At 68.8% G+C, this 25,157-nt stretch carries 20 protein-coding genes; 10 read left to right on the top strand and 10 right to left on the bottom strand.

Going from position 1 to position 25,157, the window contains the following annotated elements:
• Positions 1-97 precede the first annotated feature (97 nt).
• The gene (locus N803_RS03990; protein ID WP_035902870.1) at positions 98-619 is read right to left on the bottom strand and encodes a YbaK/EbsC family protein; all 522 of its coding nucleotides are present in this window, start codon (positions 617-619) and stop codon (positions 98-100) included.
• A gap of 142 nt (positions 620-761) precedes the next feature.
• Here N803_RS03990 and N803_RS03995 point away from each other — a divergent pair, with 142 nt between their 5' ends.
• From N803_RS03995 to N803_RS04010, 4 genes are all read left to right on the top strand, one after another.
• Entirely contained in the window at positions 762-1,109 is a 348-nt protein-coding gene (locus tag N803_RS03995) for a DUF6504 family protein (RefSeq protein ID WP_052111753.1), read from the top strand.
• 5 nt (positions 1,110-1,114) lie between these two features.
• A complete protein-coding gene (locus N803_RS04000) occupies positions 1,115-1,525 on the top strand; it encodes an SAV_6107 family HEPN domain-containing protein (RefSeq protein WP_052111755.1) in 411 nt (136 codons plus the stop codon).
• Between the two features lie 82 nt (positions 1,526-1,607).
• Positions 1,608-5,621, top strand: coding sequence for a DNA polymerase III subunit alpha (locus tag N803_RS04005; RefSeq protein WP_035902873.1), 4,014 nt, complete (start codon positions 1,608-1,610; stop codon positions 5,619-5,621).
• 55 nt (positions 5,622-5,676) lie between these two features.
• The gene (locus N803_RS04010) at positions 5,677-6,180 is read left to right on the top strand and encodes an iron chaperone (RefSeq protein ID WP_035903310.1); all 504 of its coding nucleotides are present in this window, start codon (positions 5,677-5,679) and stop codon (positions 6,178-6,180) included.
• A gap of 9 nt (positions 6,181-6,189) precedes the next feature.
• On the opposite strand, the gene N803_RS04015 is transcribed toward N803_RS04010, so the two are convergent.
• A complete protein-coding gene (locus N803_RS04015) occupies positions 6,190-6,780 on the bottom strand; it encodes a carboxymuconolactone decarboxylase family protein (RefSeq protein WP_035902875.1) in 591 nt (196 codons plus the stop codon).
• 191 nt (positions 6,781-6,971) lie between these two features.
• Here N803_RS04015 and N803_RS04020 point away from each other — a divergent pair, with 191 nt between their 5' ends.
• The 3 genes from N803_RS04020 (at position 6,972) to N803_RS04030 (ending at position 9,510) form a co-directional block, all read left to right on the top strand.
• Positions 6,972-7,748 (top strand): methyltransferase domain-containing protein, encoded by a 777-nt coding sequence (locus tag N803_RS04020; protein WP_035902877.1) that lies wholly within the window; start codon positions 6,972-6,974, stop codon positions 7,746-7,748.
• A gap of 4 nt (positions 7,749-7,752) precedes the next feature.
• Entirely contained in the window at positions 7,753-9,006 is a 1,254-nt protein-coding gene (dinB, locus tag N803_RS04025; RefSeq protein WP_035902879.1) for a DNA polymerase IV, read from the top strand.
• 108 nt (positions 9,007-9,114) lie between these two features.
• Positions 9,115-9,510 carry a DUF3040 domain-containing protein gene (locus N803_RS04030; protein WP_035902880.1) on the top strand — a complete coding sequence of 132 codons (396 nt, stop codon included), beginning with the start codon at positions 9,115-9,117 and terminating at the stop codon, positions 9,508-9,510.
• An 83-nt stretch (positions 9,511-9,593) separates the two neighbouring features.
• Here the strand turns inward: N803_RS04030 and N803_RS04035 are convergent, their stop codons facing one another.
• A complete protein-coding gene (locus N803_RS04035; RefSeq protein WP_035902881.1) occupies positions 9,594-10,088 on the bottom strand; it encodes a DUF456 domain-containing protein in 495 nt (164 codons plus the stop codon).
• A gap of 9 nt (positions 10,089-10,097) precedes the next feature.
• Positions 10,098-10,316: a DUF7455 domain-containing protein gene (locus tag N803_RS04040; RefSeq protein ID WP_035902882.1), complete on the bottom strand. Its 219-nt coding sequence runs from the start codon at positions 10,314-10,316 to the stop codon at positions 10,098-10,100.
• Positions 10,317-10,608: 292 nt separating this feature from the next.
• On the opposite strand from N803_RS04040, the gene N803_RS04045 reads away from it, so the two are divergent.
• The gene (locus tag N803_RS04045) at positions 10,609-12,756 is read left to right on the top strand and encodes a DNA gyrase/topoisomerase IV subunit B (protein ID WP_035902884.1); all 2,148 of its coding nucleotides are present in this window, start codon (positions 10,609-10,611) and stop codon (positions 12,754-12,756) included.
• A gap of 162 nt (positions 12,757-12,918) precedes the next feature.
• On the top strand, positions 12,919-14,409 hold the full coding sequence (locus tag N803_RS04050) for an APC family permease (RefSeq protein WP_035902887.1): 1,491 nt from the start codon (positions 12,919-12,921) through the stop codon (positions 14,407-14,409).
• A 72-nt stretch (positions 14,410-14,481) separates the two neighbouring features.
• Here the strand turns inward: N803_RS04050 and N803_RS04055 are convergent, their stop codons facing one another.
• From N803_RS04055 to N803_RS04080, 6 genes are all read right to left on the bottom strand, one after another.
• On the bottom strand, positions 14,482-15,525 hold the full coding sequence (locus tag N803_RS04055) for a LacI family DNA-binding transcriptional regulator (protein WP_245616998.1): 1,044 nt from the start codon (positions 15,523-15,525) through the stop codon (positions 14,482-14,484).
• Between the two features lies 1 nt (position 15,526).
• Positions 15,527-16,474 (bottom strand): carbohydrate ABC transporter permease, encoded by a 948-nt coding sequence (locus N803_RS04060; RefSeq protein ID WP_035902890.1) that lies wholly within the window; start codon positions 16,472-16,474, stop codon positions 15,527-15,529.
• A 3-nt stretch (positions 16,475-16,477) separates the two neighbouring features.
• Positions 16,478-17,494 carry a carbohydrate ABC transporter permease gene (locus N803_RS04065; protein ID WP_052111759.1) on the bottom strand — a complete coding sequence of 339 codons (1,017 nt, stop codon included), beginning with the start codon at positions 17,492-17,494 and terminating at the stop codon, positions 16,478-16,480.
• A 93-nt stretch (positions 17,495-17,587) separates the two neighbouring features.
• On the bottom strand, positions 17,588-18,961 hold the full coding sequence (locus N803_RS04070; RefSeq protein WP_035902891.1) for an ABC transporter substrate-binding protein: 1,374 nt from the start codon (positions 18,959-18,961) through the stop codon (positions 17,588-17,590).
• A 322-nt stretch (positions 18,962-19,283) separates the two neighbouring features.
• On the bottom strand, positions 19,284-21,731 hold the full coding sequence (locus tag N803_RS04075) for a DNA gyrase/topoisomerase IV subunit A (protein ID WP_035902892.1): 2,448 nt from the start codon (positions 21,729-21,731) through the stop codon (positions 19,284-19,286).
• A 67-nt stretch (positions 21,732-21,798) separates the two neighbouring features.
• Positions 21,799-22,428 (bottom strand): nitroreductase family protein, encoded by a 630-nt coding sequence (locus tag N803_RS04080; RefSeq protein ID WP_035902893.1) that lies wholly within the window; start codon positions 22,426-22,428, stop codon positions 21,799-21,801.
• Between the two features lie 31 nt (positions 22,429-22,459).
• Here N803_RS04080 and N803_RS04085 point away from each other — a divergent pair, with 31 nt between their 5' ends.
• Positions 22,460-25,129, top strand: coding sequence for a bifunctional acetate--CoA ligase family protein/GNAT family N-acetyltransferase (locus tag N803_RS04085; RefSeq protein WP_035903312.1), 2,670 nt, complete (start codon positions 22,460-22,462; stop codon positions 25,127-25,129).
• Positions 25,130-25,157: the final 28 nt, after the last annotated feature.

A 25,157-nucleotide genomic window follows, 5' to 3' on the forward strand; every position in this document is an offset into this window, starting at 1 on the left:
CATGCGGCCGCGTGGCCGGGTCGGTGAGTGTGGAGGGGCGCTCGTCATCCCGGCGACGCGGCCGCTTCGTGGTGTCGGGAGGAGCGCAGCCGGGCGCTCAGTCGACCTCGATGGCCTTGCCGCCGGTGATGCGGAGCAGTTCGTCGTAGGTCGTCCGGAAGACGGAGTGGCTGTGTCCGGCCGCCGCCCACACGTGGTCGAAGCTGCCGAGCGTCACGTCGACGACGGTCCGCAGGGGAGCGGGGTGCCCGACCGGAGCGACGCCGCCGATGGCGAATCCGGTCCACTCGCGAACCTGCTCCGGCGTGGCCTTCTCGAGCCGGGCGAGGTCGAGCAGTCCGGCGACGCGGTCCTGGTCGACGCGGTGACCACCGGAGGCGAGTGCGAGGAGGGGCTCGGTGGAGCCGTCGTGGCGGCGCCCGGCGAAGACGAGTGAGTTGGCGATCTCGGCGGGGGTGATGCCCAGGGCTTCGGCCGCGGCTCGGGCCGTGCGCACCGCGTCGGGGAGATAGCGGACAACGGGCCGGACATGGTGCGCCGCAAGCGTGCTCAGCACGGTAGCCACTGACGGATGCTCGCTGAGATCGCGCTCGGTGACGGTGTCTCCCGGCTCGGCCATGGCGTCAGCGTAGGGGGTTGACGACGCGGCGTCCGGGAGTTGTACAGTTGCAGGTGTTCGAACAGGTGTTCGAGAGCATGGGGTCCCATCCCGGCACCTGCGTTCGCAACGTCGATTCCATCCTGCCTGAGGAGGCCATGTCGTGGTGCGCCGATACGAAGAACCGGTCGAGGTGAGGGTCGAGGCAGCGGCGTCGACCACCGCGGGGACGTTCTCTCCGGGGACGCTCGCCGAGGGGGCGGTTGCCGTGCGGCCCCGCCCGCGGGCGTTCGTCTGGCGCGGTCGCATCCTCGTCGTCCGTGAGGTCCTCGACGACTGGAGCGAGCGGCGTTCGTGGTGGCGCGATCTGAATGACCTCGGCGAACGACCCGAGCGGCACGTCTGGCGGGTCGAGGCGGGGAGCGCCGCGGGCACCGGGGTGTTCGACCTCGCCTCCGACGCCGCCGACGGTTGCAGCGACCCGTGGGTCCTGCTCCGGGCCCAGGACTGATCACCGTGGCTGCCGCTCCTGCCCTCGCCCTCCTCGAACAGTCCCGTCAGTGCCTTGCCGAGGCGTATGCCGCCGAGCTGGCTGCCGCTCGCTGGCTCACCTCCCAGGATGCCGCGATGCGGGCTGCTGCCGCTCTCGTGGCCGGTCATGCCCGCGGTGCCAGGAGTCGTCGCCAGGACCTCTGGCCGCTCCTGGCCGCGCGGGCGCCCGAACTCGGGGAATGGGCCGACTACTTCGCGCTCGCGGCCGTCCAGCGTGAACGGATCGAGAGGCATGCGGTCCCGGTCTCGGTCCGTGAGGCCGACGACCTGCTGCGCGCCGCGGAGACCTTCGCTGGGCTCGTCTCGACCCATCTCGGTATGCCGTCCGCCCACGGCGCCGTGCACCGTCTCGCCGCCGCCCGCGGCACCGCATGACCGCGACTTCTTGCCCGTGTGGGCAGTTCGTCGCTGCGCTCCTCACTGCCCACACGGGCAAGAAGTCGGAAGGTGGATGGGTATGAGCACCGAGTTCGTGCACCTGCACGTCGCGTCGGGGTTCTCCATGCGATACGGCGCCTCGACGCCGCAGGACCTCGTCGAACGGGCCGCTGCGCACGGGCAGCCGGCGCTCGCGCTCACCGACCGGGACGGGCTCTACGGCGCGGTGCGGTTCGCGACGGCGTGTGGCCGGGCAGGCATCGCACCGATCCTCGGGGTGGATCTCGCCGTCGGGGAGCAGTCCGCGCCGGGGCGGCAGGTTGGACAGGCGCAGTTCGGGCAGGTGCAGTTCGGGCAGGTGCAGTTCGGGCGGGCCCAGGCTGGTGCGCGACCGGCGGGCAAGCCGGCACGGACCCCGGTGCGTGGTGGCGCGATCATCGATCCCCGCCTCCCGAGGGTCACGGTGCTCGCGCGTGGCGCCGGTGCCGGCGTCGGTCGTGGACTCGGATGGGCGGCGCTGTGCCGGCTCGTCACCGAGACCCACCTGCGTGGTGAGCGGGGGACGCCGGTGACCCTGCCCGAGCTCGTCGGCCGCTGGTCCCGCGGCGGCACCCCCGACTTCTTGCCCCATTGGGACCGTTCCAGCGAAGGTGCGGGGTCCGCGAACCGTCCCAATGGGGCAAGAAGTCGATCTGGGGCCGAGGGGGCAGGGCACGAAGTCGGAGATCGGAGTGGAGGACCGGGGCGGTTGCGGGTGCTGCTCGGGCCGGACTCCGACGTGGGCCGGGCGTTGCTCGCTCGCCGCCCCACCGAGGCCCGGGCCCGTCTCGAGCGCTGGCGGTCGCTGCTGCCCCCGGACTCGCTCGCCATCGAGGTCGTCGGCAACGGTGGGCCGGAAGGGACGCCCGGGTCCAGGGTCCACGCCCGCCACCTCCTCGGCCTCGCCGACGAGGCGCGGATCCCCGCCGTCCTCACCGCGGCCGTCCGGCACGCCGACCGTGACGGGGTGCGCACCGTCGACATCCTCGACGCCGCTCGTCGGCTCGTCGTCCTGGACTCCCGCCACCTTGACCGGGTCACCGACGCCGGACACCTCGCGAGCAGTGAGGAGATGTGGTTGCGTGCCCTCGAGATCACCGGTGACAACGTCCGCGCCGCACAACTCCTCGCCACCACCCGGGCCATCGCCGACGAGTGCGTCCAGGACGCCCGCACCGACCTCGGCATCGGCGCCGTCCACCTGCCCGAGCCCGGCATCCTCGGCATCGACGCCGGGGTCGACCCGCAGCAGGTGCTCACCGAGCGCTGTCGAGCCGCGGTCGACGGACGGTTCCCCGCGCTGGGAGGCGCACGCCGGCATACGGTGCTCTCCCGTCTCGACGACGAGCTGCGCGTCATCGCCGACCTCGGCTACCCGACGTACTTCCTCACCGTCGCGGAGGTGACCGACCTCATCAAAGCGAGGGGAGTGCGGGTCGCGGCGCGCGGCTCGGGGGCCGGGTCGCTCGTCAACTACCTGCTCGGGATCAGCGGCGTCGATCCGATCCGGCACGACCTGCTCATGGAGCGGTTCTGCTCACCACTGCGGGCCGAACTGCCCGACATCGACATCGACGTGGAGTCCGCGCGGCGCACCGAGATCTACGAGGCGATCCTCGACCGGTTCGGCGGGGAGCGAGTGACGTGCGTGTCGATGATGGACACCTACAAGGTGCGCCACGCGGTCCGTGACGTCGGTGCAGCCCTCGGGATGCCACCCATCGAGATCGACGAGATCGCCAAGGCGTTCCCGCACATCCGGGCCCGCGATGCCCGCAGCGCGATCGCCGACCTGCCCGAACTGCGTTCTCGTGGACTGGATTCGGCGCGCCTCGACACCTTCTTCGAACTCGTGGAACGCCTCGACGGACTGCCCCGCCACATTGCCCTGCACCCGTGCGGTGTCGTCCTGTCCAACGCGGGGCTGCTCGATCGCACCCCCGTCGAGGCGAGCTGGCTCGGCTTCCCGATGAGCCACTTCGACAAGGACGACGTCGAGACGCTCGGGCTGCTCAAGCTCGATGTCCTCGGCATCCGCATGCAGTCGGCGATGGCCCACGCCGTCGCCGAGGTGAAGCGGGTGGACGGGGTCGACGTGGACCTCGACGACGAGACGCAGGTGCCTCTCGAGGACGAGGCCACCTTCCGCCTCATCCGCACGTCCCACACCCTCGGCTGCTTCCAGATCGAGAGTCCGGGTCAGCGTGAACTCATCGGCAAGTTCGGACCCGAGCGCTTCAACGACCTCATCATCGACATCTCGCTCTTCCGGCCCGGTCCGGTGAAGTCCGACATGATCACGCCCTTCCTCGAGAGTCGGCACGGTTGGTCGAAGCGGCGGTTGCTCCACCCGACGCTCGAGTCGGCGCTGGCCGAGACCGAGGGGGTCGTCGTCTTCCACGAGCAGGTGCTGCGGATCGTCGCCGAGACGACCGGGGTGACCCTCGCCCAGGCCGACGAGGTACGGCGCACGATGGGCACGCCGAAGGGACAAGAGGACATCGAGGCGTGGTGGCGGCCGGCTGCTGCCGCACGCGGCTATGCCCCCGAGGACGTCGACCGCATCTGGGAGGTGCTCAAGTCGTTCGCGTCGTTCGGGTTCTGCAAGGCGCACGCGGCGGCGTTCGCGCTGCCGACCTACCACTCGGCGTGGCTCAAGACCCACCACCCGGCGGCGTTCCTCGCGGGCGTGCTCACCCATGACCCGGGCATGTATCCCAAAAGGCTCATCCTCGACGACGCCCGTTCGCTCGGGATCGCCGTGCTCGGGCTCGACGTCAACGCCTCGGGCGACACCTATCGGATCGAGCGGCTCGAGGACGGCTCGCGGGACGGCTTCACCTTCGTGCACGTGCACCCCGACCTGCCCGACGCCAGCGGCTACGGCATTCGCCTGTCCCTCATCGACGTCAAGGGAATCAGTGGCGCCGAGGTTGCGAGCATCGTTGCGGCACAGCCCTTTTCGAGTCTCGGGGACTTCTGGTCACGAGCGACCGTATGCCGTCCGGTCGTCGAGCGTCTCGTCCTCGCCGGAGCGTTCGATTCCATGCACGGCATCGGCGTCTCCGGCTCCGGGCTCGGGCGGCGCGGTCGCATCACCCGCCGCGACCTGCTGCTCCACGTCGGCGAGCTGGACCGGTGGGAGAAGGTGACCCGGGACGGGCGGGGGAGTCGAGCGGGACGTGCGGGGCGCAGCGTCGGGGGCGGACGGCATACGCCACCGCCGTCCCTGCGGGGCAGTGAGGTGCGTGAACGCGCAGCGGCCCAGTCGCAGGCGGCGCGACCGGTCGTGGCCGCAGCCGACCAGGCGGTGCAACTCACCCTCGACCTCGGTGACCGCCCCGAGCTGACGCCGGGTGCGGGCCTGCCCGAGATGACCGGCACCGAACGGGTCCGGGCCGAGCTCGACGTCCTCGGGCTCGACGCGTCGGCGCACGTCGTCGAGTTCTATGGGCCGATGCTCGACGCCCTCGGTGTGGTGCGCAGCCGTGACCTGCTCAGGGCGCGGTCACGCAGCGAGGTGTGGGTTGCCGGGGTCAAGGTCGCGACCCAGACGCCGCCCATCCGGTCGGGGCGTCGCGTGGTCTTCCTCACCCTCGACGATGCCACCGGGCCCGTTGACGCGACCTTCTTCGAGGACGTCCAGGGGCCTTATGCCGCAACGGTTTTCCACTCCTGGCTCCTCCTGGTGCGCGGCGTCGTGCGGCGGACGGGACCGCGTGGCATCTCGGTGCGTGCGACGGGTGCATGGGAACTTGCCGGGCTGTGGGAGGCGTGGCGCGACGGCGGGCATGCTGCGGTCGTCCGGGCCCTGGAGGCGGCGGACGCGGAAGCCGTGGCCCGGGCCGAAGCGGGGGAGCGTGAGGCCGACGCGACCGGTCGGCGTCGGGTGCTCGTCCACGCATCAGGGTTCAAGCAGTCGCCGTATGCGGACATCAAGCCGGCAGGTGCTCCGGCGAACGACGGGCACCTCGTCGCGTCGATCGCGGTGCCGGACCACGGCACTCCGTCGCGCAAGCTGTGGCACTCCAGCCCCGGTAGTTCGGGGCACTGAGGAAGCGGTCAGGAATCGAGAAGCAGTGCGGCGCACGCGAACCTACGGTGAGGACATGACCACGAAGACAGCAGCCAAGAAGACCACGACCACCAAGGGCACGACCGCGAAGAACACGACCACCGACAAGGACACCAAGAGCGGGTTCAACGCCGACGAGCGCGCCGCGATGAAGGAGCGCGCCAAGGAACTGCGTGCCGAGGCCAAGGGTGCGAAGAACCGCGAGAAGGGCCTGGCCGACCTCGAGTCCAAGATCGCCGAGATGCCGGACGATGACCGAGCCCTCGCCGAGACGATCCACCGCATCGTCACCGAGAACGCGCCCGACCTCCTGCCGAAGACCTGGTACGGCATGCCGGCCTACGCAGACGCGAACGGCAAGACCATCTGTTTCTTCAAGGCGGCATCGAAGTTCGGTGCGCGCTACGCCGAGCTCGGCTTCAACGAGGACGCGATGCTCGACGACGGCACGATGTGGCCGACGGCCTACGCGATCAGCGCGCTGAGCCCGGCCCAGGAGAAGGCCATCGCGACGCTCGTCACCCGCGCCGTCTCCTGACGATCCTGCTCAGACGTCGGCGACGGGTCGCCCGACCACCATCGACTCGAGTTGCTCGGGTGGGAAGGTCTGGGCTGTCGGCGAATCCGCCTGTGCGCCAAGGGCATCGAGCACCGCGGTGAAGAACAGTCGGGCGCCGACCGCGAGCGCCACGTTCGTCACGTCGGTGTCGGACAGGCCCAGTGTGCGGAGTCGGTCGACGTCGCCCTGGTCGATCGACGCCGGGTCGGTCGCCACCTTCGTGGCGAATTCATGGACCGCGCGGTCGACCTCGTCGAGGCCCGAACCGTCCGGGTGCTCGCACAGGCTCGCGAGGGTCTCGTCGTCTCCGACGACGTCGCGCAGGAAGGACGAGTGGGCCACGGTGCACACCGTGGAGCGCCGGGCCCTGGCAGCCGCGATCGTCGCGATCTCGAAGCGTCGTCGGTCCATCGACCCGCGGATCGTCTGGTTGAGCGCACCCCAGGCCAGGGCGGCGTCGGGGCGGTGCGACAGGGCGCCCGCGTAGTCGGGCAGGAATCCCCACATGGCCTGCTGGCCGTCGTACCAGGTGCGCAGCGTCTCGTCGGCCGCCGAAGGGTCGACCCGTTCGATGAACATCCTGCTAGTGTCCGCCTCCCGAACCGTCCACGTCCTGAGGTCGGCCGAACTGAGCGCCCGCGGGTGGGCTCGGCGGCGCGACTGCTGTCCCACCTGCCAACTAGGCTGGTGGAACGCCGCACCGCGCGCGGCCGCTCGCCCGCACGACACGGGCACCCGACCGAGACAGGCAACGACACAGAGGTGAACCCGTGACCCAGGACGCGACGACCGGACGCCGCACCGGGGTCTCCACCTCACCCCGGACCGCAGCGATGTGGGCCGCCGTCGACGACGTCGTCCGCGAGCGCGCTGACCAGCTCGGACGGTCGCTGCGCGTCATCGACCTGGGTGGCGGGACCGGTGGGCTCGCGGTGCCGCTCGCCGTGGCGGGGCACGACGTCACCGTCGTCGACCCGAGCCCGGACGCACTCGCGTCCCTGCGCCGGCGTGCGGCCGAGGCCCAGGCCTCCGCACGCGTGAGCGCCGTCCAGGGTGACGCCGACACCCTGGCCTCACTCGTGGGTCGCGATCGCCCCGACCTGGTCCTGTGTCACGGCACGCTCGAGTACGTCGATGACCCGGCGGCCACCCTGAGCCGGATTGCCGAGGTGCTCGCGGCGGGAGGCATCCTCAGTCTCGTCGTGCCTCAGCGTTCCGCGGCGGTTCTCGCCCGGGCCCTGGCCGGTCAGTTCGCCCAGGCGAGGGCTGCGCTCGACCGGGCCGACGGTCGCTGGGGTGACGGCGACCCCGTGCCGCGCCGCTTCGACCGCTCCGGTGTCGTTCGCCTCGTGGAAGCCGCAGGTCTCACCGTGAAGGGGGCACACGGCATACGCCTCTTCAGTGATCTCGTGCCGTCCGCGCTCGTCGACTCGGACGCGGACCGGGCCGCCCTCCTCGACCTCGAGCGGGCCGTGGCCGAGCACCCGGAGTTCTCCGTGCTCACCCATCTGGGCACCTCGCTGCACGTCATCGCCACTCGCCCCTGAGCCCATGAGTCGCCGCCAGTTCAGCCTCCCCGGGCGCACGTCGAGCGACCCCCCGGACGACACGGGCTGCACGATCCTGCACGTCGACATGGACGCGTTCTATGCCTCGGCGACGCTGCTGTCGCACCCCGAACTCGTGGGCACTCCGGTCATCATCGGTGGCGGCAACCGGGGCGTCGTGCTGTCCGCGACCTACGAGGCGCGGCGATACGGCGTCGCCTCGGCCATGCCCATGACGCGGGCGCGCCGGTTGTGCCCGCAGGCAACCGTTCTCGCGCCGGATCACCGCCTGTATGCCGCGATCTCGGCTGCCGTGATGGAAACCTTCCGCTCGGTGACCCCCGAGATCGAACCACTCTCGCTCGACGAGGCGTTCCTCGACGTGTCCGGGGCGATCCGCCGGCTCGGGTCACCCGCGACGATCGGGGCGCAGATCCGCGACACGATCCATGACGAGCAGGGCATCACCTGCTCGGTCGGGGTGTCGTCGACGAAGTTCGTCGCCAAGATCGCCTCCGGTCTGGCCAAACCCGACGGGATGGTCGTCGTGCCACGGGACGAGGTCATCCCGTTCGTCCAGCAACTGCCCGTGGCCGCCCTGTGGGGCGTGGGGGACAAGACCGAGGAGCAACTCACCCGACTCGGGCTGCGGACGGTCGCCGACATCGCGCACACGCCGCTACCGACCCTCATCCGAGGGCTGGGGGAGGCCACCGGCACCCATCTGCACGAGCTCGCCTGGGGGCGGGACCCGCGGCCGGTCCACCGCGAACACCGTGAGAAGAGCATTGGTGCGGACGAGACGTTCGAGTACGACATCGATGACCCGCGTGAGATCCACCGGCACCTGCTCAAGCTGAGCGACCGCGTGGGTGCGCGGCTCCGTGCCGCTCGGCTTACCGGACGCACAGTGTCGATCAAGGTGCGCTTCTCCGACTTCACGACGATCACCCGGGCCCGCACGCTGCGCGAGCCGACCGACACGAGCCGTGAGATCTATGAGACGGCGACGGGGTTGTTCGACGCACTGGGGTTGCAGCGAGCCAGGATTCGCCTGGTCGGGGTCCGGCTGGAGAAGCTCGTCGCGGTCGAGGAGGCGCCCATCCAGGGCATGCTCGGCGAGCCCGATCACGGGTGGCGCGAGGCCGATCGGGCCATCGACCGGGCGAGTGCACGGTTTGGTGCCGGGTCGGTGCGTCCGGCAAGCCTGATAGCTCGGGGCTCAACTTCCCCCAGCGACGATCGCGACCTATCCTGAAGAGACCAGCACCGCAGCTGGCGAAGCAACGAAACAGCGGCGCCGTGCGTTGTCATGGGTAGAAGATGTAGGTCACGTCGCACACACGCCGCACCCCAGGAGGACGCCGTGCCGCTGTCAGAGCACGAGCAGCGAATGCTCGAGCAGTTGGAGCAGGCCCTGGTCGCCGAGGACCCCAAGTTCGCCTCGAACATGGAGGGAGCCCGCCGTGGCGGCCCCACGCGGCTGCGGTGGATCATCGGCATCGTCGGTGTGCTTGCCGGACTCGGCCTCGTCCTCGTCGGGATCCAGACCACGATGTGGGTCGGGGCGGCGGGCTTCGCCGTGATGGTGGCGGCCGTGGCGTTCGCGCTCACACCGCCGCGGCGCGGCAAGCTCGCCGTCGTGCGTGACGACGGCTCCACGGGCCCGGCCAGTTCCGGTCGCCGTCAGAAGAGCGGGTCCGGCTTCATGAACAAGCTCGACGACCGCTGGGACCGTCGCGGCCAGGACGGCTGGAACTGACAGACCACCACTGATTGCCCGTTTGGGTCAGTTGGTCGCTGCGCTCCGCGCTGGCCCAAACGGGCAATCAGTGGTGAATGAGCCTACGTGGCGAGGACGCCGATAACCCACGTGACGGCGATGAGCAGGCCGGCGCAGAGTTCGATGCCCATGCTCAGGGCGATGGCCTTGAGGGCGTGCTTGGTCCGGTCCCACGCCTGCGCACGGTCAAGGCTGCGGCCCTGCTCGACGAGGAAGATGCCGAGCACGAAGCCGACGAAGAAGCCGACAACGGGGATGACGAAGAACCCGACGATGCCGAGCAGCACCGCGAGGAGCAGGGTCGTGGTCTTGACGCCCTGCTGACGTAGCCGCTTGCCCGGGACGAGGAATTGCGTGGCGACCCCGGCGAGATAAATCGCGAGGCAGATCCCGAAGAAGGTCCAGGCCGTCGCGCCCCCGGTTTCCCAGGCCCAGAGGAGCACCCCGAGGACGGCGACGAGCAGACCGGGGATGACGGGAACGACAATGCCGACGATCCCCACGAAGATGAGGATCGCCGGCACCCAGACGGTGGTGCCCTCCGGAAGGAGGTTCACTCGACGGGGTCAGACGTCGATGTCGGCGACGGTGGGCGGCTCCGTCAGGCGGTCGCTCTCGTCCACGATGTCGGCGTGGTCGCGCAACTTCGGCAGGTGCTCACGACCGTGGTGGGCGCAGAAGAGCAGCTCGCCCCCAACGTGCAGGGTCGCGCGAACATAGGCCTGGGCTCCGCAGCGGTCGCAGCGGTCCGCGTTGGTCAGGGTGGGTGCCAGTGCGGTGGTCACATCGGCCTCCTCGGCTGATCTCGTCAGTGGGCCCACGCGGGTGCGTGGGCGTCAAGCGTTGCAACAGTCAAACACGCCAACCTCTTCCCGCGTGGGAGGTGTTCGCGTTGTGACCGATCCGATGCCGACGACTCGATCATTCCTCATGCCCCCGACAGCGCGCCTCGCCGGGCTTGTCGGCGCCCGGAGTTAGCCTGTCGCGGAACGCGAAGGTGAGCGGACGGCATACCCGATCCGCCTCTGGCGACCGACCGCGAACCGCACCTCCGCACCCGCACGACCGAAGGAACGCATGAGCCCCACGTCCACGGCCAAGAAGGCCGCGACGAGCAAGTCCTCGTCCGACTACAGCGCGCACCACCTCCAGGTCCTCGAGGGCCTCGAGGCGGTCCGCAAGCGGCCGGGCATGTACATCGGCTCGACCGACAGCCGCGGACTCATGCACTGCCTCTGGGAGATCATCGACAACGCCGTCGACGAGGCGCTCGGTGGGCACGGCGACCGCATCGAGGTCATCCTGCACAAGGATGGGTCCGTCGAGGTGCGCGACGAGGCCCGTGGCATCCCCGTCGACATCGAGCCACGCACCGGTCTCACCGGTGTCGAGGTCGTCTTCACCAAGCTGCACGCCGGCGGCAAGTTCGGTGGGGGCTCCTACACCGCGTCCGGTGGTCTGCACGGTGTCGGCGCCTCGGTCGTCAACGCGCTGTCCGCACGGCTCGACGTCGAGGTCGACCGCAGCGGCAAGACCTACGCCATGAGCTTCCGCCGTGGCGAGCCGGGCTACTTCCCGGACGTCGCCAGCAGCGACAAGAGTCCCGAGCACGAGTTCACGCCCTACGAGCGCAGCAGTGAGCTCGCCGTCGTCGGCAAGGCCAAGCGCGGCGCGACGGGCACGCGCATCCGCTACTGGGCCGATCCGCAGATCTTCCTCAAGGACGCCGAGTTCGACTACGACGGGCTCGTCGCACGCGCCCGCCAGACGTCCTTCCTCGTGCCCGGGCTCACCCTCGTCATCCGCGACGAGCGCGGACTGCCCGGGACGGCGGGGGAGATGGGGCCCCACGAGGAGGTCTTCGTCCACGACGGCGGCATCAGCGAGTTTGCCGAGTTCCTCGCCCCTGACCCGTCGGTCACCGACGTGTGGCGCCTCCAGGGCACCGGCAACTTCACCGAGACCGTCCCCGTCCTCGATTCCAAGGGGCACATGACCCCGCAGGAGGTCGAGCGCGAGTGTGAGGTCGACATCGCCGTGCGCTGGGGCACCGGCTACGACGCCAAGGTCAGCTCCTTCGTCAACATCATCGCCACACCCAAGGGCGGCACCCACATGGCCGGCTTCGAGCAGGCGCTGCTCAAGGTCTTCCGCAAGCAGCTCGAGGTCAACGCCCGCCGGCTCAAGGTCGGCAACGACAAGGTCGACAAGGACGACATCCTCGCCGGGCTCACCGCAGTCGTGACGGTGCGGCTGGCCGAGCCCCAATTCGAGGGGCAGACCAAGGAGGTCCTCGGGACCAACGCCGTGCGCGCCATCGTCGGCCGGGTGGTCGAGAAGGAACTCACGACCAACCTCACCTCGACCAAGCGCGGCGAGAAGCAGCAGGCCGCACAGCTGCTCGAGAAGGTCACCGCCGAGATGAAATCGCGCATCAGTGCGCGCCTGCACAAGGAGACGCAGCGCAAGAAGAACGCGCTCGAGACGTCATCACTGCCGGCCAAGCTCGCCGACTGCCGCAGCAACGACGTCGAGGCGACCGAACTCTTCATTGTCGAGGGGGACAGCGCGCTCGGGACCGCCAAGTTGGCCCGCAACTCCGACGTGCAGGCCCTCCTGCCGATCCGCGGCAAGATCCTCAACGTCCAGAAGGCCTCGCTCACCGACATGCTCGGCAACGCCGAGTGCGCGGCGATCATTCAGGTCATCGGCGCCGGCTCGGGGCGGACCTTCGACGTCGAGGCGGCCCGCTACGGCAAGGTCATCATCATGACCGATGCCGACGTCGACGGCGCTCACATCCGCACCCTGCTGCTGACGCTCTTCTTCCGCTACATGCGTCCGCTCGTCGAGGCCGGTCGCGTCTATGCCGCCGTGCCTCCGTTGCACCGCATCGAGGTGGCCGGCGCCGGAGCCCGCAAGGGTGAGCTCATCTACACCTACTCCGAGGGTGAGATGCGCAAGACCGTCGCCTCCCTGACCAAGCGTGGCCGCAACATCAAGCAGCCGATGCAGCGCTACAAGGGTCTGGGTGAGATGGACGCCGACCAGCTCGCCGAGACGACGATGGACCCGCACCACCGGACGCTGCGCAAGGTGACGATGGCCGACGCCGAGCAGGCCGAGCGCATCTTCGAACTCCTCATGGGCAACGAGGTCGCGCCTCGCCGCGACTTCATCGTCCGCGGCTCGGCGCAACTCGACCGCGAACGCATCGACGCCTGAGTTCGCAGGGTCGCCTGCGGCGACCAACAACGCAACGCGCCGGTATGCCGGGAAGGCGACTTCCCGGCATACCGGCGCGTTTCCGTTGCCCTGAGACGTGATGTGGGACACAGTGGGCCGATACAGGCGCCGGTTGGGCGCACCGACCAGGAGGGCTTCGAGATGAGCGGTCACACCGCAGGCGACACGGGCGTCATCGACGCACCGGGCGAGGGGCAGCACGAACTCAAGCGGGTCATGGGGCCCAGGTTGCTGCTGCTCTTCATCGTCGGTGACATTCTCGGCACCGGTGTCTACGCACTCACCGGTTCGGTGGCCGGCGAGGTCGGCGGCGCAGCGTGGGCACCGTTCCTCGTCGCGTTCACCGTCGCCACGATCACGGCGTTCTCCTACCTCGAGCTCGTGACGAAGTACCCGCAGGCTGCCGGTGCGGCGCTCTACACGCACAAGGCGTTCGGGATCCACTTCCTGACGTTCCTCGTGTGCTTCACCGTCATGTGCTCGGGCATCACGTCGGCCTCGACCGCGTCGAACGCCTTCGCCGGGTTCCTCCGGGACGGCCTCGGGATGAAGGAGGACTGGCCCGCCGGATCGACGCCGATCCTGCTCATCGCCCTGGGCTTCATGGCCCTCGTCGCGGCGATCAACTTCCGTGGCGTCGGCGAGAGCGTCAAGGCCAACGTCGTCCTCACCCTCGTCGAGCTGTCCGGTCTGCTCCTCGTGATCTTCATCGGCCTCTACGCCGTGACCCAGGGCAAGGCGGACTTCTCGCAGACGGTCGTCTTCGACAGCCCCAGTGACAAGAGCACGTTCTTCGCCATCACTGCCGCGACCTCGCTCGCGTTCTTCGCGATGGTCGGCTTCGAGGACTCGGTCAACATGGCCGAGGAGACGCACGAGCCCGAGAAGAACTTCCCCAAGATGATGCTCACCGGTCTGGGCATCACCGGCCTGATCTATGTGCTCGTCTCGATCACCGCCGTCGCACTGGTGCCCGTCGGGAAGCTCGCCGATCCGAACGAGGCCTCGGCCCTCACCCAGGTGGTCGCGGCGGGTGCGCCGAACTTCCCCTTCGACAAGGTCTTCCCGTTCATCGGCATGTTCGCGGTGGCCAACTCGGCCCTGATCAACATGTTGATGGCGAGCCGGCTGCTCTACGGCATGGCCAAGCAGGAGGTGCTTCCGCCGGTCCTCGGTCGGGTGCACCCCGGTCGTCGCACCCCCTGGGTGTCGATCCTCTTCACGACGGCCATCGCATTCGGCCTGATCATCTATGTGGTGCGGGCCAACGCCAGCAAGGACGGCGCCAACACGGTGTCCCTGCTGGGTGGCACGACGGCGCTCCTGCTCCTGTGCGTCTTCACGATCGTCAACATCGCCGTGTTGGTGCTTCGTCGGGATGGGGTGTCGCACAAGCACTTCATCGCGCCGTCGATCCTGCCGATCGTGGGCGCCATCGCCTGTGCGTTCCTGGCCGGCCCCTGGGCGCGCAGCGAGGCCCAGCAGGAGCAATACAAGATCGCCGGAGGCCTGCTGGCCGTCGGTGTCGTCCTCTGGGCGCTGACCTGGCTCGCGAACCGGTTCTTCTTCGCCAAGAAGACCTACATGCGTGATGTCGAGGAGCTCGGCGACCCCGACCACGAGCACCACTGACACATCATCTGATTGCCCGTTCGTGCCCGTGATGAGGGCAGCGACGAACTGGCCGAACGGGCAATCAGTTGGTCAGAGGGCAGTCGGGGGAGCGGTGCTGGCGCGGATGACGAGCTCGGTCGGGACGACGACTTCGGTCTCGTCACCACCGTCGGTCGCGACTCCGAGGGAGCGCAGCAGAATCTCCGCGGCCTGGCGTCCTTGTGCCGCAACGTCCTGACGGACCGTCGTCAGGCCCAGGACATTGCTCAGGGCGTGATCGTCGATGCCGATGACCGAGAGGTCCTCGGGGATGTGCAGACCTTGTGCGCGGGCGGCCGCCATGGCGCCGATGGCCATCTCGTCGGACGCTGCTGCGATAGCGGTGGGGCGATCGTCGGACGCGAGCAGGGTATGGGTGTCGGCGGAAGCACTGTCGGCCGACCAGTCGGATCCGAGGATCCACTGCTTGTGCTCCGCCAGTCCGTGCGACTGCATCACCTCGCGGAAGGCATCGAGTCGCGCCTGGGGCGTGCGGATGTGGGCCTTGTTGGACGGGACCGCGCCGATGTAGGCAATGCGTTCGTGGCCCAGGGAGACAAGGTGTTCGGTCGCCGTGCGCATGGCCTGCGCCTCGTCGATGCGAACGTTGGGGCGATCCGCGACGGGCGTTCCGATGGCCACGAGGGGGAGGCCGAGACGGTCCACGAGGTCGAGTTCGTCCTGGGTCATCGGGAGATTGAGGGTGATGACGCCGTCGACGCGCTTCCACAGCATGTTCTGTGACAGGGGGAGGCGCTGGTCGTAGGTGTCGTCCTCGAGGTCGAAGAGGAGGACATGGTGATCGTGCTGCCTCAACGTCTTCTCGATGGCGCTCACCAGGGTGGCGAAGAACCACCGGGTGAGGAAGGGCGCGACGACACCGACGACCTGGGTGCGCCCCGATGCGAGCGAAGTTGCCGTTGGGCTGGCAACGTAGTCGAGCTCGTTGGCCACCTTGAGGACGCGCTCCCGGGTGCGCGGGGACACCCGGTCGAGCCCTCGGAGTGCACGGGAGACCGTGGCCACGGAGACCCCGGCCTCCCGTGCAACATCCGTGATGGTGCTCATCCGCCGACGGCGGTCTGGAGCAGTCATGTCAGCCCTTCAGGCCGCCCGCGAGCAGACCCCGGACGAAGAAGCGCTGCAGCGACAGGAACACCACGACGGGCACGATCATCGAGATGAAGGCGCCTGCCGAGAGGAGGTACCACGCGTTGCCGCGCGTTCCGGCCAACTCGGCGACTCGCACCGTCACCGGCGCGACGTCCGGTGTTCCACCGAGGAAGACCAGCGAGACGAGAAGGTCATTCCACACCCACAGGAACTGGAAGATCCCGAAGGCCGCCAGGGCGGGCGTCAGCAGAGGCAACAGGATCTTGAAGAAGATCGTGACGTGGCCGGCGCCATCGACACGTGCGGCCTCCATGAGCTCACCCGGGAGTTCTCTCATGAAGTTGTGGATGAGGAACGTCGCCAGGGGAAGGGCGAAGATCGTGTGGGACAACCACACGCTCCAGTAGGACGCCCCGAAACCGAGCTTGTTCGTGTACATGTCGAGCAGCGGGATGAGCGCGATCTGGAGCGGCACGATCTGCAGCGCGAAGACCGCGACGAACAGGGCGTCACGTCCCGGGAACGGCATCCACGCGAAGGCGTAGGCCGCGAGCGAGGCGAGGAAGATCGGCAGCAGCACCGCGGGGATCGTGATGACGACCGTGTTGATGAAGTACTGGCTGAAGCTCGAGGTTGCTCCGGGCTCGAGCGCCTCGCGGTAGTTCTCGAGGGTGAACGCCCCCGGGTTGCCGAAGGCCGTCCACCATCCGCTCGAGTTGATGTCGCGTTGGGTGCGGAACGACGTCACGAGCAGTCCGACGGTGGGTGTCGTCCACAGCACGGCGATGATGATCGCCACGAGGGATGCCCACCGTGAGCTCACTGCGCGGGCGGCGTCGCCGGTCGCGGTCTTCTTTGCCTTGCCGGACGACGGCGGGACGGCGTCGTCGATCATCGACTCGGGCGTTGCTGCCGGTTGGAGGGTGCTCATGTCTCAGGCCTCCTTGCGCATCTGGACGATGTTGTAGGCGACGATGGGGATGACGAGGACGAAGAGCAGCACGGCCAGCGCGGCACCCAGACCGGGAGCGTTGTAGCGGAAGCTCTGGTTGTAGAACTCGTTGGCGACGACAGAGGTGTCGAACTGACCGCCCGTCATGGTGCGGACGATGTCGAAGACCTTGAGCGTGCCGATGCCGATCGTCGTGAGGACGACGACCACTGCCGCCCGGATGCTCGGCAACGTGATGTAGCGGAACATGCGGAAACCGGACACCCCATCGAGGCGAGCGGCCTCGATGATGTCGTCCGGGATGGCCTTGATCGCGGCCGAGAGGACGGTCATCGCGAAGCCCGCCTGGATCCACACCATGACGATGATCAGCATGAGCGTGTTGAGCGGCGCCTCGAGGAGGAACTGCTGGGTCTCGAGACCCACGAGCTTGAAGAGCTGGTTGAGCAGGCCGATCTGGGGGCGCTCGGTCTGCTTGTACTGGTAGACGAACTTCCAGATGATGCTGGCGCCGACCATCGAGATCGCCATCGGCAGGAAGATGAGCGCCTTGGCGAACGCCTCGCCGCGCGCCCGGTCGATGAGGATGGCGTAGAGGAGCCCGATCGCCGTGGCGAGGAAGGGCACGAGGATGACCCACAGGGCGGTGTTGCGCAGCACCGTGAGGAGTTCGGGCTGGCTGAACATCGCGCTGTAGTTCTCGAACGAGAAAGCACCGTCGCCGGACTTGCCTCGCAGCGACTGGATGATCGTCAGGACAGCGGGGTACAGCAGGCCGACCGCGAGAAGCAGCACGGCCGGTGCCGCGAACAACATGCCCTGACCCTGCTCGCCGCGCTTGCCCTTGAGCAGCGAGGCCAGGAAGAGCACAAGGCCGAAGACCGCCGCGAAGAACGCCACGGCGAAGAACATCAGGAAGAACTTGCCCGCGGTGCTCTCGGCACGCAGGAAGGGCTCCGGGATCCCGGACGGTGCGACGCTCAGCAGGCTCGCAACCATGACTCCACCTCCAGGGATGAGGGTGCTGACGGAAAGGAAAGCCGGGGTGGGGTGGACTCCACCCCACCCCGGCGTGTGACCTCGGAGTTCAGGTCAGGACTTGGGCCAGGAGTTCTCGATGTAGTCGAGCGTGGCCTTGTCGTTCTCTCCGGTGATCCAGTTGACCATGCCCTTCCAGAACGTGCCCGCGCCCACGGCACCCGGCATGAGGTCGGAGCCGTCGAAGCGGAACGTCGCGTTCTTGTCGGTGAGCATCGTGGCCGACAGGTTGTCGATCGGGTTCTTCAGGAGAGTCGGGTCAACGTTGACGTTGGCCGTGAGGCAGCCACCGGTGCCGCAGGTCTTGGCGCGCTCGACCGCCCACTCCGTGGAGGCGAGGTAGGTCTGGAACGCCTTGACCTCGGGGGCGTCGCGGAAGGCCGCGGTGACCTCACCGGCGCCGAGAACCGGCTTGGTCGTCTCGTCCTTGGCCGGCAGGTAGAAGGCCCAGATGTCGCCGTCCTCGGCGACGTTGGTGCCCTCGGGCCAGTTCGCCGCGTAGAACGACGCCTGACGGTGCATGAAGCAGGTGCCGTCGAGGATCGGCTGGCCCGCGTCCTGGAACGAGGTCGAGGCGATCGTCTTGACGTCGCCGTAGCCACCGTTGACGTACTTCGGGTTCTTGAGGATCTTGCCGACCTCGGCGAGGGCCGTGGCGACGGCGGGGTCGTTGAACGGGATCTCGTGGTTGACCCACTTGTCGTACGTCTCGGCGCCCGCGGTGCGGAGCATGACGTCCTCGACCCAGTCGGTGGCCGGCCAGCCGGTGGCGTCACCGGACTCGATCCCGGCACACCACGGCTTGGCCTCGGGGTTGTCCGTGGCGATCTTGTCGGTCAGCGCGAGGAGCTCGTCCCACGTCTTGGGGATCTCGTAGCCCTTGTCCTTGAACGCGGTGGGCGAGTACCAGACGAACGACTTCACGTTGGCGCCGAGCGGAGCGGCGTAGAACTTGCCGTCGACGGTGCCGTAGGTCTTCCAGTCGGGCATGTTCGCGTCGACGTTGGCCTCGGTCTCCGGCGGAGCGGGAATGACCTTGCCCGTCGCGACGAGGGTCTTGAGCAGACCCGGCTGGGGCAGGTACGCGATGTCGGGGGCGTTGCCACCCTTGACGCGCACGGAGATCTGGGCCTCCATCTCGCGCGAGCCTTCGTACTTGATCTTGACTCCGGTGCAGTCCTCGAACGGCTTGTACGAGGCGATGTGCGGTCCGTCCTCGGGGGCGACGATGGTCGTGTAGACCGACACTTCCTTGCCCTTGAGGTCGCCGAACTTCTCGTAGGGCGCGCAGTCGATCTTGGTCGCGGCGCTGTCGCCGCTTCCGCTGTCGCCGTCGTCGGACGAGCTACCGCAGGCAGCGAGTCCGAGGGACACCACAGCGAGGGTCGCGAGGACCTTCGCGGTGCGGCGAGGTGATTTGTGGGCCATGCCCGCCTCCATCTTTTCCAGGGGACGCGCCGGGCCAGCCACTGACCTCGGCGCTGAGGTGATCCGTTCTGCAGTGTAAAAGCGGTTACACCGGACAGGGAAGACCTCCACGCCGCCGGGATGTCACGATCGCGTAACGCGATCGTCATCCGGGAACTGTGCGGGGCGGCATACGCCGGTATGCCGTCCGCCCACCTCGGGCGACCGCGTCACCCTTCCGACTTCTTGCCCGTGTGGGACAACTCGCTGGCGCTCGCCGTCGCACACGGGCAAGAAGTCGCGCGTATCCGCCGTCCCACACGGGCAAGAAGTCGCGCGTCGTTCAGGAGAGGGGAGCGCCGATGCCGGTGATGATCGACGAGCCCTGGACGCCCGAGCCGTCGCGCCGACCGTTGGCCTCGGGCAGCTCGATGGCCACGCCACCGGCACCACTGGCCCGGGCGGGCGTGGCACCCACCCACGCGAGGATCAGCGTGTCTTCGCCCTTGAGGAAGCGGTGGGCCCGGACGCCGCCGGTGCCGCGCCCCTTGGCGGGGTACTCCGAGAAGGGCGTCACCTTGATTGCGCCCGGCTGCGTGCCGGGAAGGGCGTCGCCCGACCCCGACGCGGTGACGACGACGCCGTCGCGCGCGGGATCCACGACCCCGAAGAAGACGACCTTCTGGCCCGAGGCGACGCGGACACCGGCGATGCCGCCGCCCGAACGGCCCTGCGGCCGAACCGAATTCGCAGCAAAGCGCAGGAGCTGGGCATCGGACGTCACGAACACGAGTTCCTCGTCGCCCGAGACCACCTGCCCGACGCCGACGACCGAGTCGCCGGGCTTGAGCGAGATGACCTCCCAGTCGTGGGACTTGGGCTGGTCCGCCGTGACCCGCTTGACGATGCCCTGGGCGGTGCCCAGTGCGAGGCCCGGGCCGTCGGCAGCGAGCGACACGATCGACACCGCTTCCTCACCCTTGGGCAGGTCGACATAGGCCGCGAGCGGTGCGCCACCGGACAGCGACGGCGCGCCACCGAGCGGCGGCATCGCCGGCAGTTCGAGTGCACTGATCCGGATCATCCGGCCACGCGTCGTCACGAGACCGACCTCGCCGCGCGCCGTCGTGCGGACCGCGCCGATGATCGCGTCGTGCTTGGCCCGCGGACCCTCGGCCGGGATCGGTTCGTCGTTCGAAGTGCGCGCGAGCAGGCCGGTCGAGGACAGCAGCACCCAGCACGGGTCGTCCGCGACCTCGAGCGGAGCCGCGGCAGCGCTCACCGCACCAGTGCCGGCGGACTCGAGCAGGACGGTGCGCCGGGGCGTGCCGTACTTCTTCGCGACGTCCGCGAGCTCGTTCGAGACCGTGCGGTGGAGCAGCTTCTCGTCGCCGAGGATCGCCTCGAGCTCCTCGATCTGCTGCTGCAACTCGTCGCGCTGCTTCTCGAGCTCGAGGCGCGAGAACTTCGTCAGGCGACGGAGCTGGAGCTCGAGGATGTAGTTCGCCTGGAGCTCGCTGAGGTCGAAGACCGTCATGAGCCGCGCGCGCGCCGCCGCCGTGTCGTCACTGCTGCGGATGAGCTGGATGACCTCGTCGATGTCGAGGATCGCGATGAGCAGGCCCTCGACGAGGTGCAACTGGTCCTGCGCCTTGCCGAGCCGGAACTCGGTGCGGCGACGGACCACGTCGATGCGGAACTCGACGTAGTGGCGCAGCAGGTCCTTGAGCCCCAGCGTCTGCGGCTGCCCGTCGACGAGGGCGACGTTGTTGATGCCGAAGGAGTCCTCCATCGGCGTGAGCTTGTAGAGCTGCTCGAGCACGGCCTCGGGGTTGAAGCCGTTCTTGACCTCGATGACGAGGCGCAGTCCGTGCTTGCGGTCGGTGAGGTCCTTGACGTCGCTGATGCCCTGGAGCTTCTTGCCCTGGACGAGGGTCTTCATCCGCTCGATGACCTTTTCGGGGCCGACGAGGTAGGGGAGCTCGGTGACGACGATGCCGGACTTGCGCGGCGTCAGCTTCTCGATGCGTGCCGTGGCCCGGGTCCGGAAGGTCCCCTTGCCGGTGAGATAGGCGTCGCGGATGCCGTCGAGCCCGACGATCCGACCACCGAGGGGCAGGTCGGGGCCCGGGACGAACTTCATGAGGTCGTCGAGGCTGCAGTCGGGGTGGGAGATGAGGTGGCGGGCCGCGCCGATGACCTCGACGAGGTTGTGCGGCGGCATGTTCGTCGCGAAGCCCACGGCGATGCCGGAGACGCCGTTGACGAGCAGGTTGGGGTACGACGCCGGAAGCACGCCCGGTTGCATGAGCTGGTCGTCGTAGTTCGGGACGAAGTCGACGGTGTTCTCGTCCAGGCTCGCCGTCATGACGAGGGCCGCGGGAGCCAGACGCGCCTCGGTGTATCGCGAGGCGGCCGGGCCGTCGTCGAGCGATCCGAAGTTGCCGTGGCCGTCGACGAGCGGGAGGCGCATCGTGAACGGCTGGGCCATGCGCACCAGGGCGTCATAGATCGCGGTGTCGCCGTGCGGGTGGTACTTGCCCATGACGTCGCCGACGACGCGCGAGGACTTCACGTGCCCCTTGTCGGGACGCAGGCCCATCTCGCTCATCGAGTAGAGGATCCGGCGCTGCACCGGCTTGAGCCCGTCACGCACGTCCGGCAGGGCTCGCGAGTGGATGACCGAGACGGAGTACTCGAGGAATGCGTTCTGCATCTCGACCCCGACGTCGATGTCGACGATCTTCTCGGCGATCTCTTCGTCGGAATTCGAACTGGTGCGCTTGGCCATGTGCGGGCGGTCTACCTCGGGTCGTGTTGCCTCGCCGACGCGCGGCGAGCGATCACTCCATCTTCACTCACGCCTCCGACGGTGCCGCCCCCGACGCGCCGAACCGGCCGTGGTGGAGCACCTCACGCAGCGGCCGCCGACCGCGTCGCAGCGACGGACTCGTCACCCGTTGCGCTTCGTGACCCAACGCGATGACGCCGACGATCCGACGACCGGACGGGACGGCATACGCCGCCTTGACGGCCTCGTGCCGAGCGGCGGGTACGCCGAAGAACAACGCGCCCAGTCCGGCATCGACGGCGCCGAGCAGGAGGATCATCGCCGCCATCGCGGTGTCGGTGTCCCAGTAGGGAATCGGCCACCGATCGAGAGAGCGGTCGGTCCAGCCCTTGTCCGGCTCCGCATACCGATCGAGGTATGCCGTCGGGTCGGCGAGCATGATCAGGAGGACCGGCGCTGCGGAGACTCCGCGCAGCCACGCGCTCGGCTCACCGTCGATCTCGCGGCTCACCTCCCAGAAGCGGGCGCGGTCGGCGGGGTCGGACAGGGCGAGGACGTCCCAGCCCTGGGTGTGGCCCGCGCTCGGTGCCCGCTGGGCGAGTGCCACGAGCTGCGCGACCGTCTCGGCGGGGACATCGCGGTCGGGGTCGAAGCGCCGCACCATCCGCCGTCGCGACACCGCATCGATGAGGTCCATGGAGGTCATCGTGCCGTGCCACGATGGGCACATGAGCGACGAGCCCGAACTGCCGCCGGGCTACCCGGTCCAGTGGGAGGCCGACGTCGTGCTCCGCGATGGCAGTGTCGGCCACCTTCGTCCGATCATGCCGGCCGACGAGAAGCGCATTCGGGCCTTTCACGCGCGGCAGTCGGAGGAGTCGATCTATCTGCGGTTCTTCGCGCCGCTGCGACACCTGTCCGACAAGGACGTGCACCGCTTCACCCACGTCGACTACGAGGACCGCGTCGCGCTCGTCATCACGGTGCGGGACGAGATCATCGGCATCGGCCGTTATGACCGCACCGAGCCGTCGTCGGCGGAGGTGGCGTTCAACGTCAGCGACCACTACCAGGGGCGGGGGATCGGCTCGGTCCTGCTCGAGCACCTTGCCGCGATCGCGCAGGAGTTCGGCATCTCCCGCTTCACCGCAGAGGTGCTGCCGCAGAACCGGAAGATGCTCACCGTCTTCTCGGAGGCCGGCTACGAGGTGAGCCGCAAGGTCGAGGACGGCGTCGTCGCGCTGCACTTCGACATCGAGCCGACCGACCGGTCCAAGGCCGTCGCCATGTCGCGCGAACACCGCGCCGAGGCCATCAGCGTCAGCCGAATGCTGCGCCCCCGCACCGTCGCGGTCATCGGCGCGGGCCGTTCCCCCCAGTCGATGGGCCACCACTTCCTCAAGAATCTCCTCGCCGCTGGCTTCACGGGCGAGGCCCACCCCGTCAACGGCAACGCGAAGAAGATCCTGGGGCGCAAGGCCTACGACACGATCGGTGACGTCCCCGGCCACGTCGACCTCGCGGTCATCGCGGTCCCGGCCGACAAGGTCCTCGGGGTCGTCGACGAATGCGCTGCCGCCGACGTCGATGCGTTGCTCATCGTCAGTGCCGGCTTCGGCGAGGCGGCCGGGGACGGCGGGGACGAACTCCAGGCCGAGCTCGTCCGACGCGCTCGCGGGTCGGGCATGCGCATCGTCGGGCCGAACTCGTTCGGGCTGATCAACACGGACGCGGAGTTCTCCCTCAACGCGTCGCTCTCGCCGGACCAGCCGCCGACCGGGCACTTGGGTCTCTTCGCGCAGTCGGGCGCGTTGGGGATCGCGGTCCTCGCATCGGCGGCCCGTCGCAACCTCGGCATCTCGACCTTCGCCTCGGCCGGCAACCGCGTCGACGTGTCCGGCAACGACCTCATGCAGTACTGGATCGACGACGAGGACACCCACGCGGTCGGCCTCTATCTCGAGTCCATGGGCAACCCGCGCAAGTTCTCGCGGATCGCCCGCAACCTCGGCCGGATCAAGCCCGTGATCGTCGTCCAGTCCGGTGTGTCGTCGTACGGCACCCCGCCGGGCCACCGAGTGCGGCGAACGAAGGTGCGGCCAGCCGTGTTCGGCGCGATGCTTCGCCAGGCCGGGGCGATCCGCGTGTCCAACGTCCACCAGATGTTCGACGTCGCCCAGTTGGTCGTGCACCAGCCGCTGCCCGCAGGCCGTCGGGTTGCCATCGTCGGCAACTCCTCGGCCCTGGGCGCGCTGTCGGCCGGCGCCGTCGCGCAACGCGGATTGACCGTCACGCACGGGCCGGTGAACCTTCGGTCCGACGCGACCCCCGAGGACTTCCGGGAAGCGCTCACCAAGGCCTTCGACGACCCCGATGTCGATTCGGTCCTCACCTGCTTCATCCCGCCGATCGCCGCTCACGACGAAGAGGTCACCGACGCTGTGCGAGCGGCGGCACAGAAGTCCGACAAGACCTGTGTCGCAACGTTCCTCGGCATGCGCGGCGTCGACTCGTCCACCTCGATGGACGAGGGTGGCGCGTCCGGCCAGGCCATCCCGATCTATGCCATGCCCGAGGACGCCGCCTATGCGCTCGCCAAGGCGACGAAGTATGCCGCGTGGCGCAACAAGGACCACGGCCTGCCTGTCGCTCCGGCCGGGATCAACCGCCGTGTCGCCGAGGACGTCGTCCAGACCGTCCTGTCCGTGAGTCCCGAAGGGCGCCGACTCGACGCGGACGAGACGTCGGCGTTGCTCAGTGCCTATGGCATCGAGTTGTGGCCGTCCCGAGCGGTGGAGACGGTGGAGGAAGCCGTGCAGGCCGCCGAGGACATGGGTTATCCCGTGGTGCTGAAGTCGACGGCGCCCATGCTCCGCCACCAGGGCGGGATCACGGGTGTGCGTGTCGACCTCGCCAACGACCAGTCCGTCCGTGAGGCGTGGGCGTCCCTTCACGAACGACTGTCGCCGCTCGCCGCCGACCAGCTCGAGGTCCAACGGATGGCAACGCCGGGCGTTGCGTGCGTGGTCACCGCGGACGAGGACCCCCTGTTCGGACCCGTCGTGAGCTTCGGCGTCGCCGGTCTGCCCACGGAGCTCCTCGACGACATCGCCCACCGCATCCCACCCCTGACGGACGTCGCCGTCTCCGAGCTCATCTCCTCGGTCAAGGCGGCACCCGTCCTCCATGGGCACCGCGGGTCGACGCCGGTGCACCGTGCCGCCCTCGCCGACCTCATCGCCCGCGTGTCCGTCATGAGCGACGACATGCCCGAACTGGTCTCGCTCCGGCTCAACCCTGTCAACGCCCATCCCGGCGGTGTCGAGGTGCTCGGGGCAGAGGTGACCGTGGCCCCGATCGAGCGGCGGGCCGACCCCGGCCGGCGGTCCCTGACCTGACCGAGCCGCCTGTGGACAGCGCGGAGCA

The sequence above is a fragment of the Knoellia subterranea KCTC 19937 genome, assembly GCF_000768685.1.
GTDB classification, from domain to species: Bacteria; Actinomycetota; Actinomycetes; order Actinomycetales; family Dermatophilaceae; genus Knoellia; species Knoellia subterranea.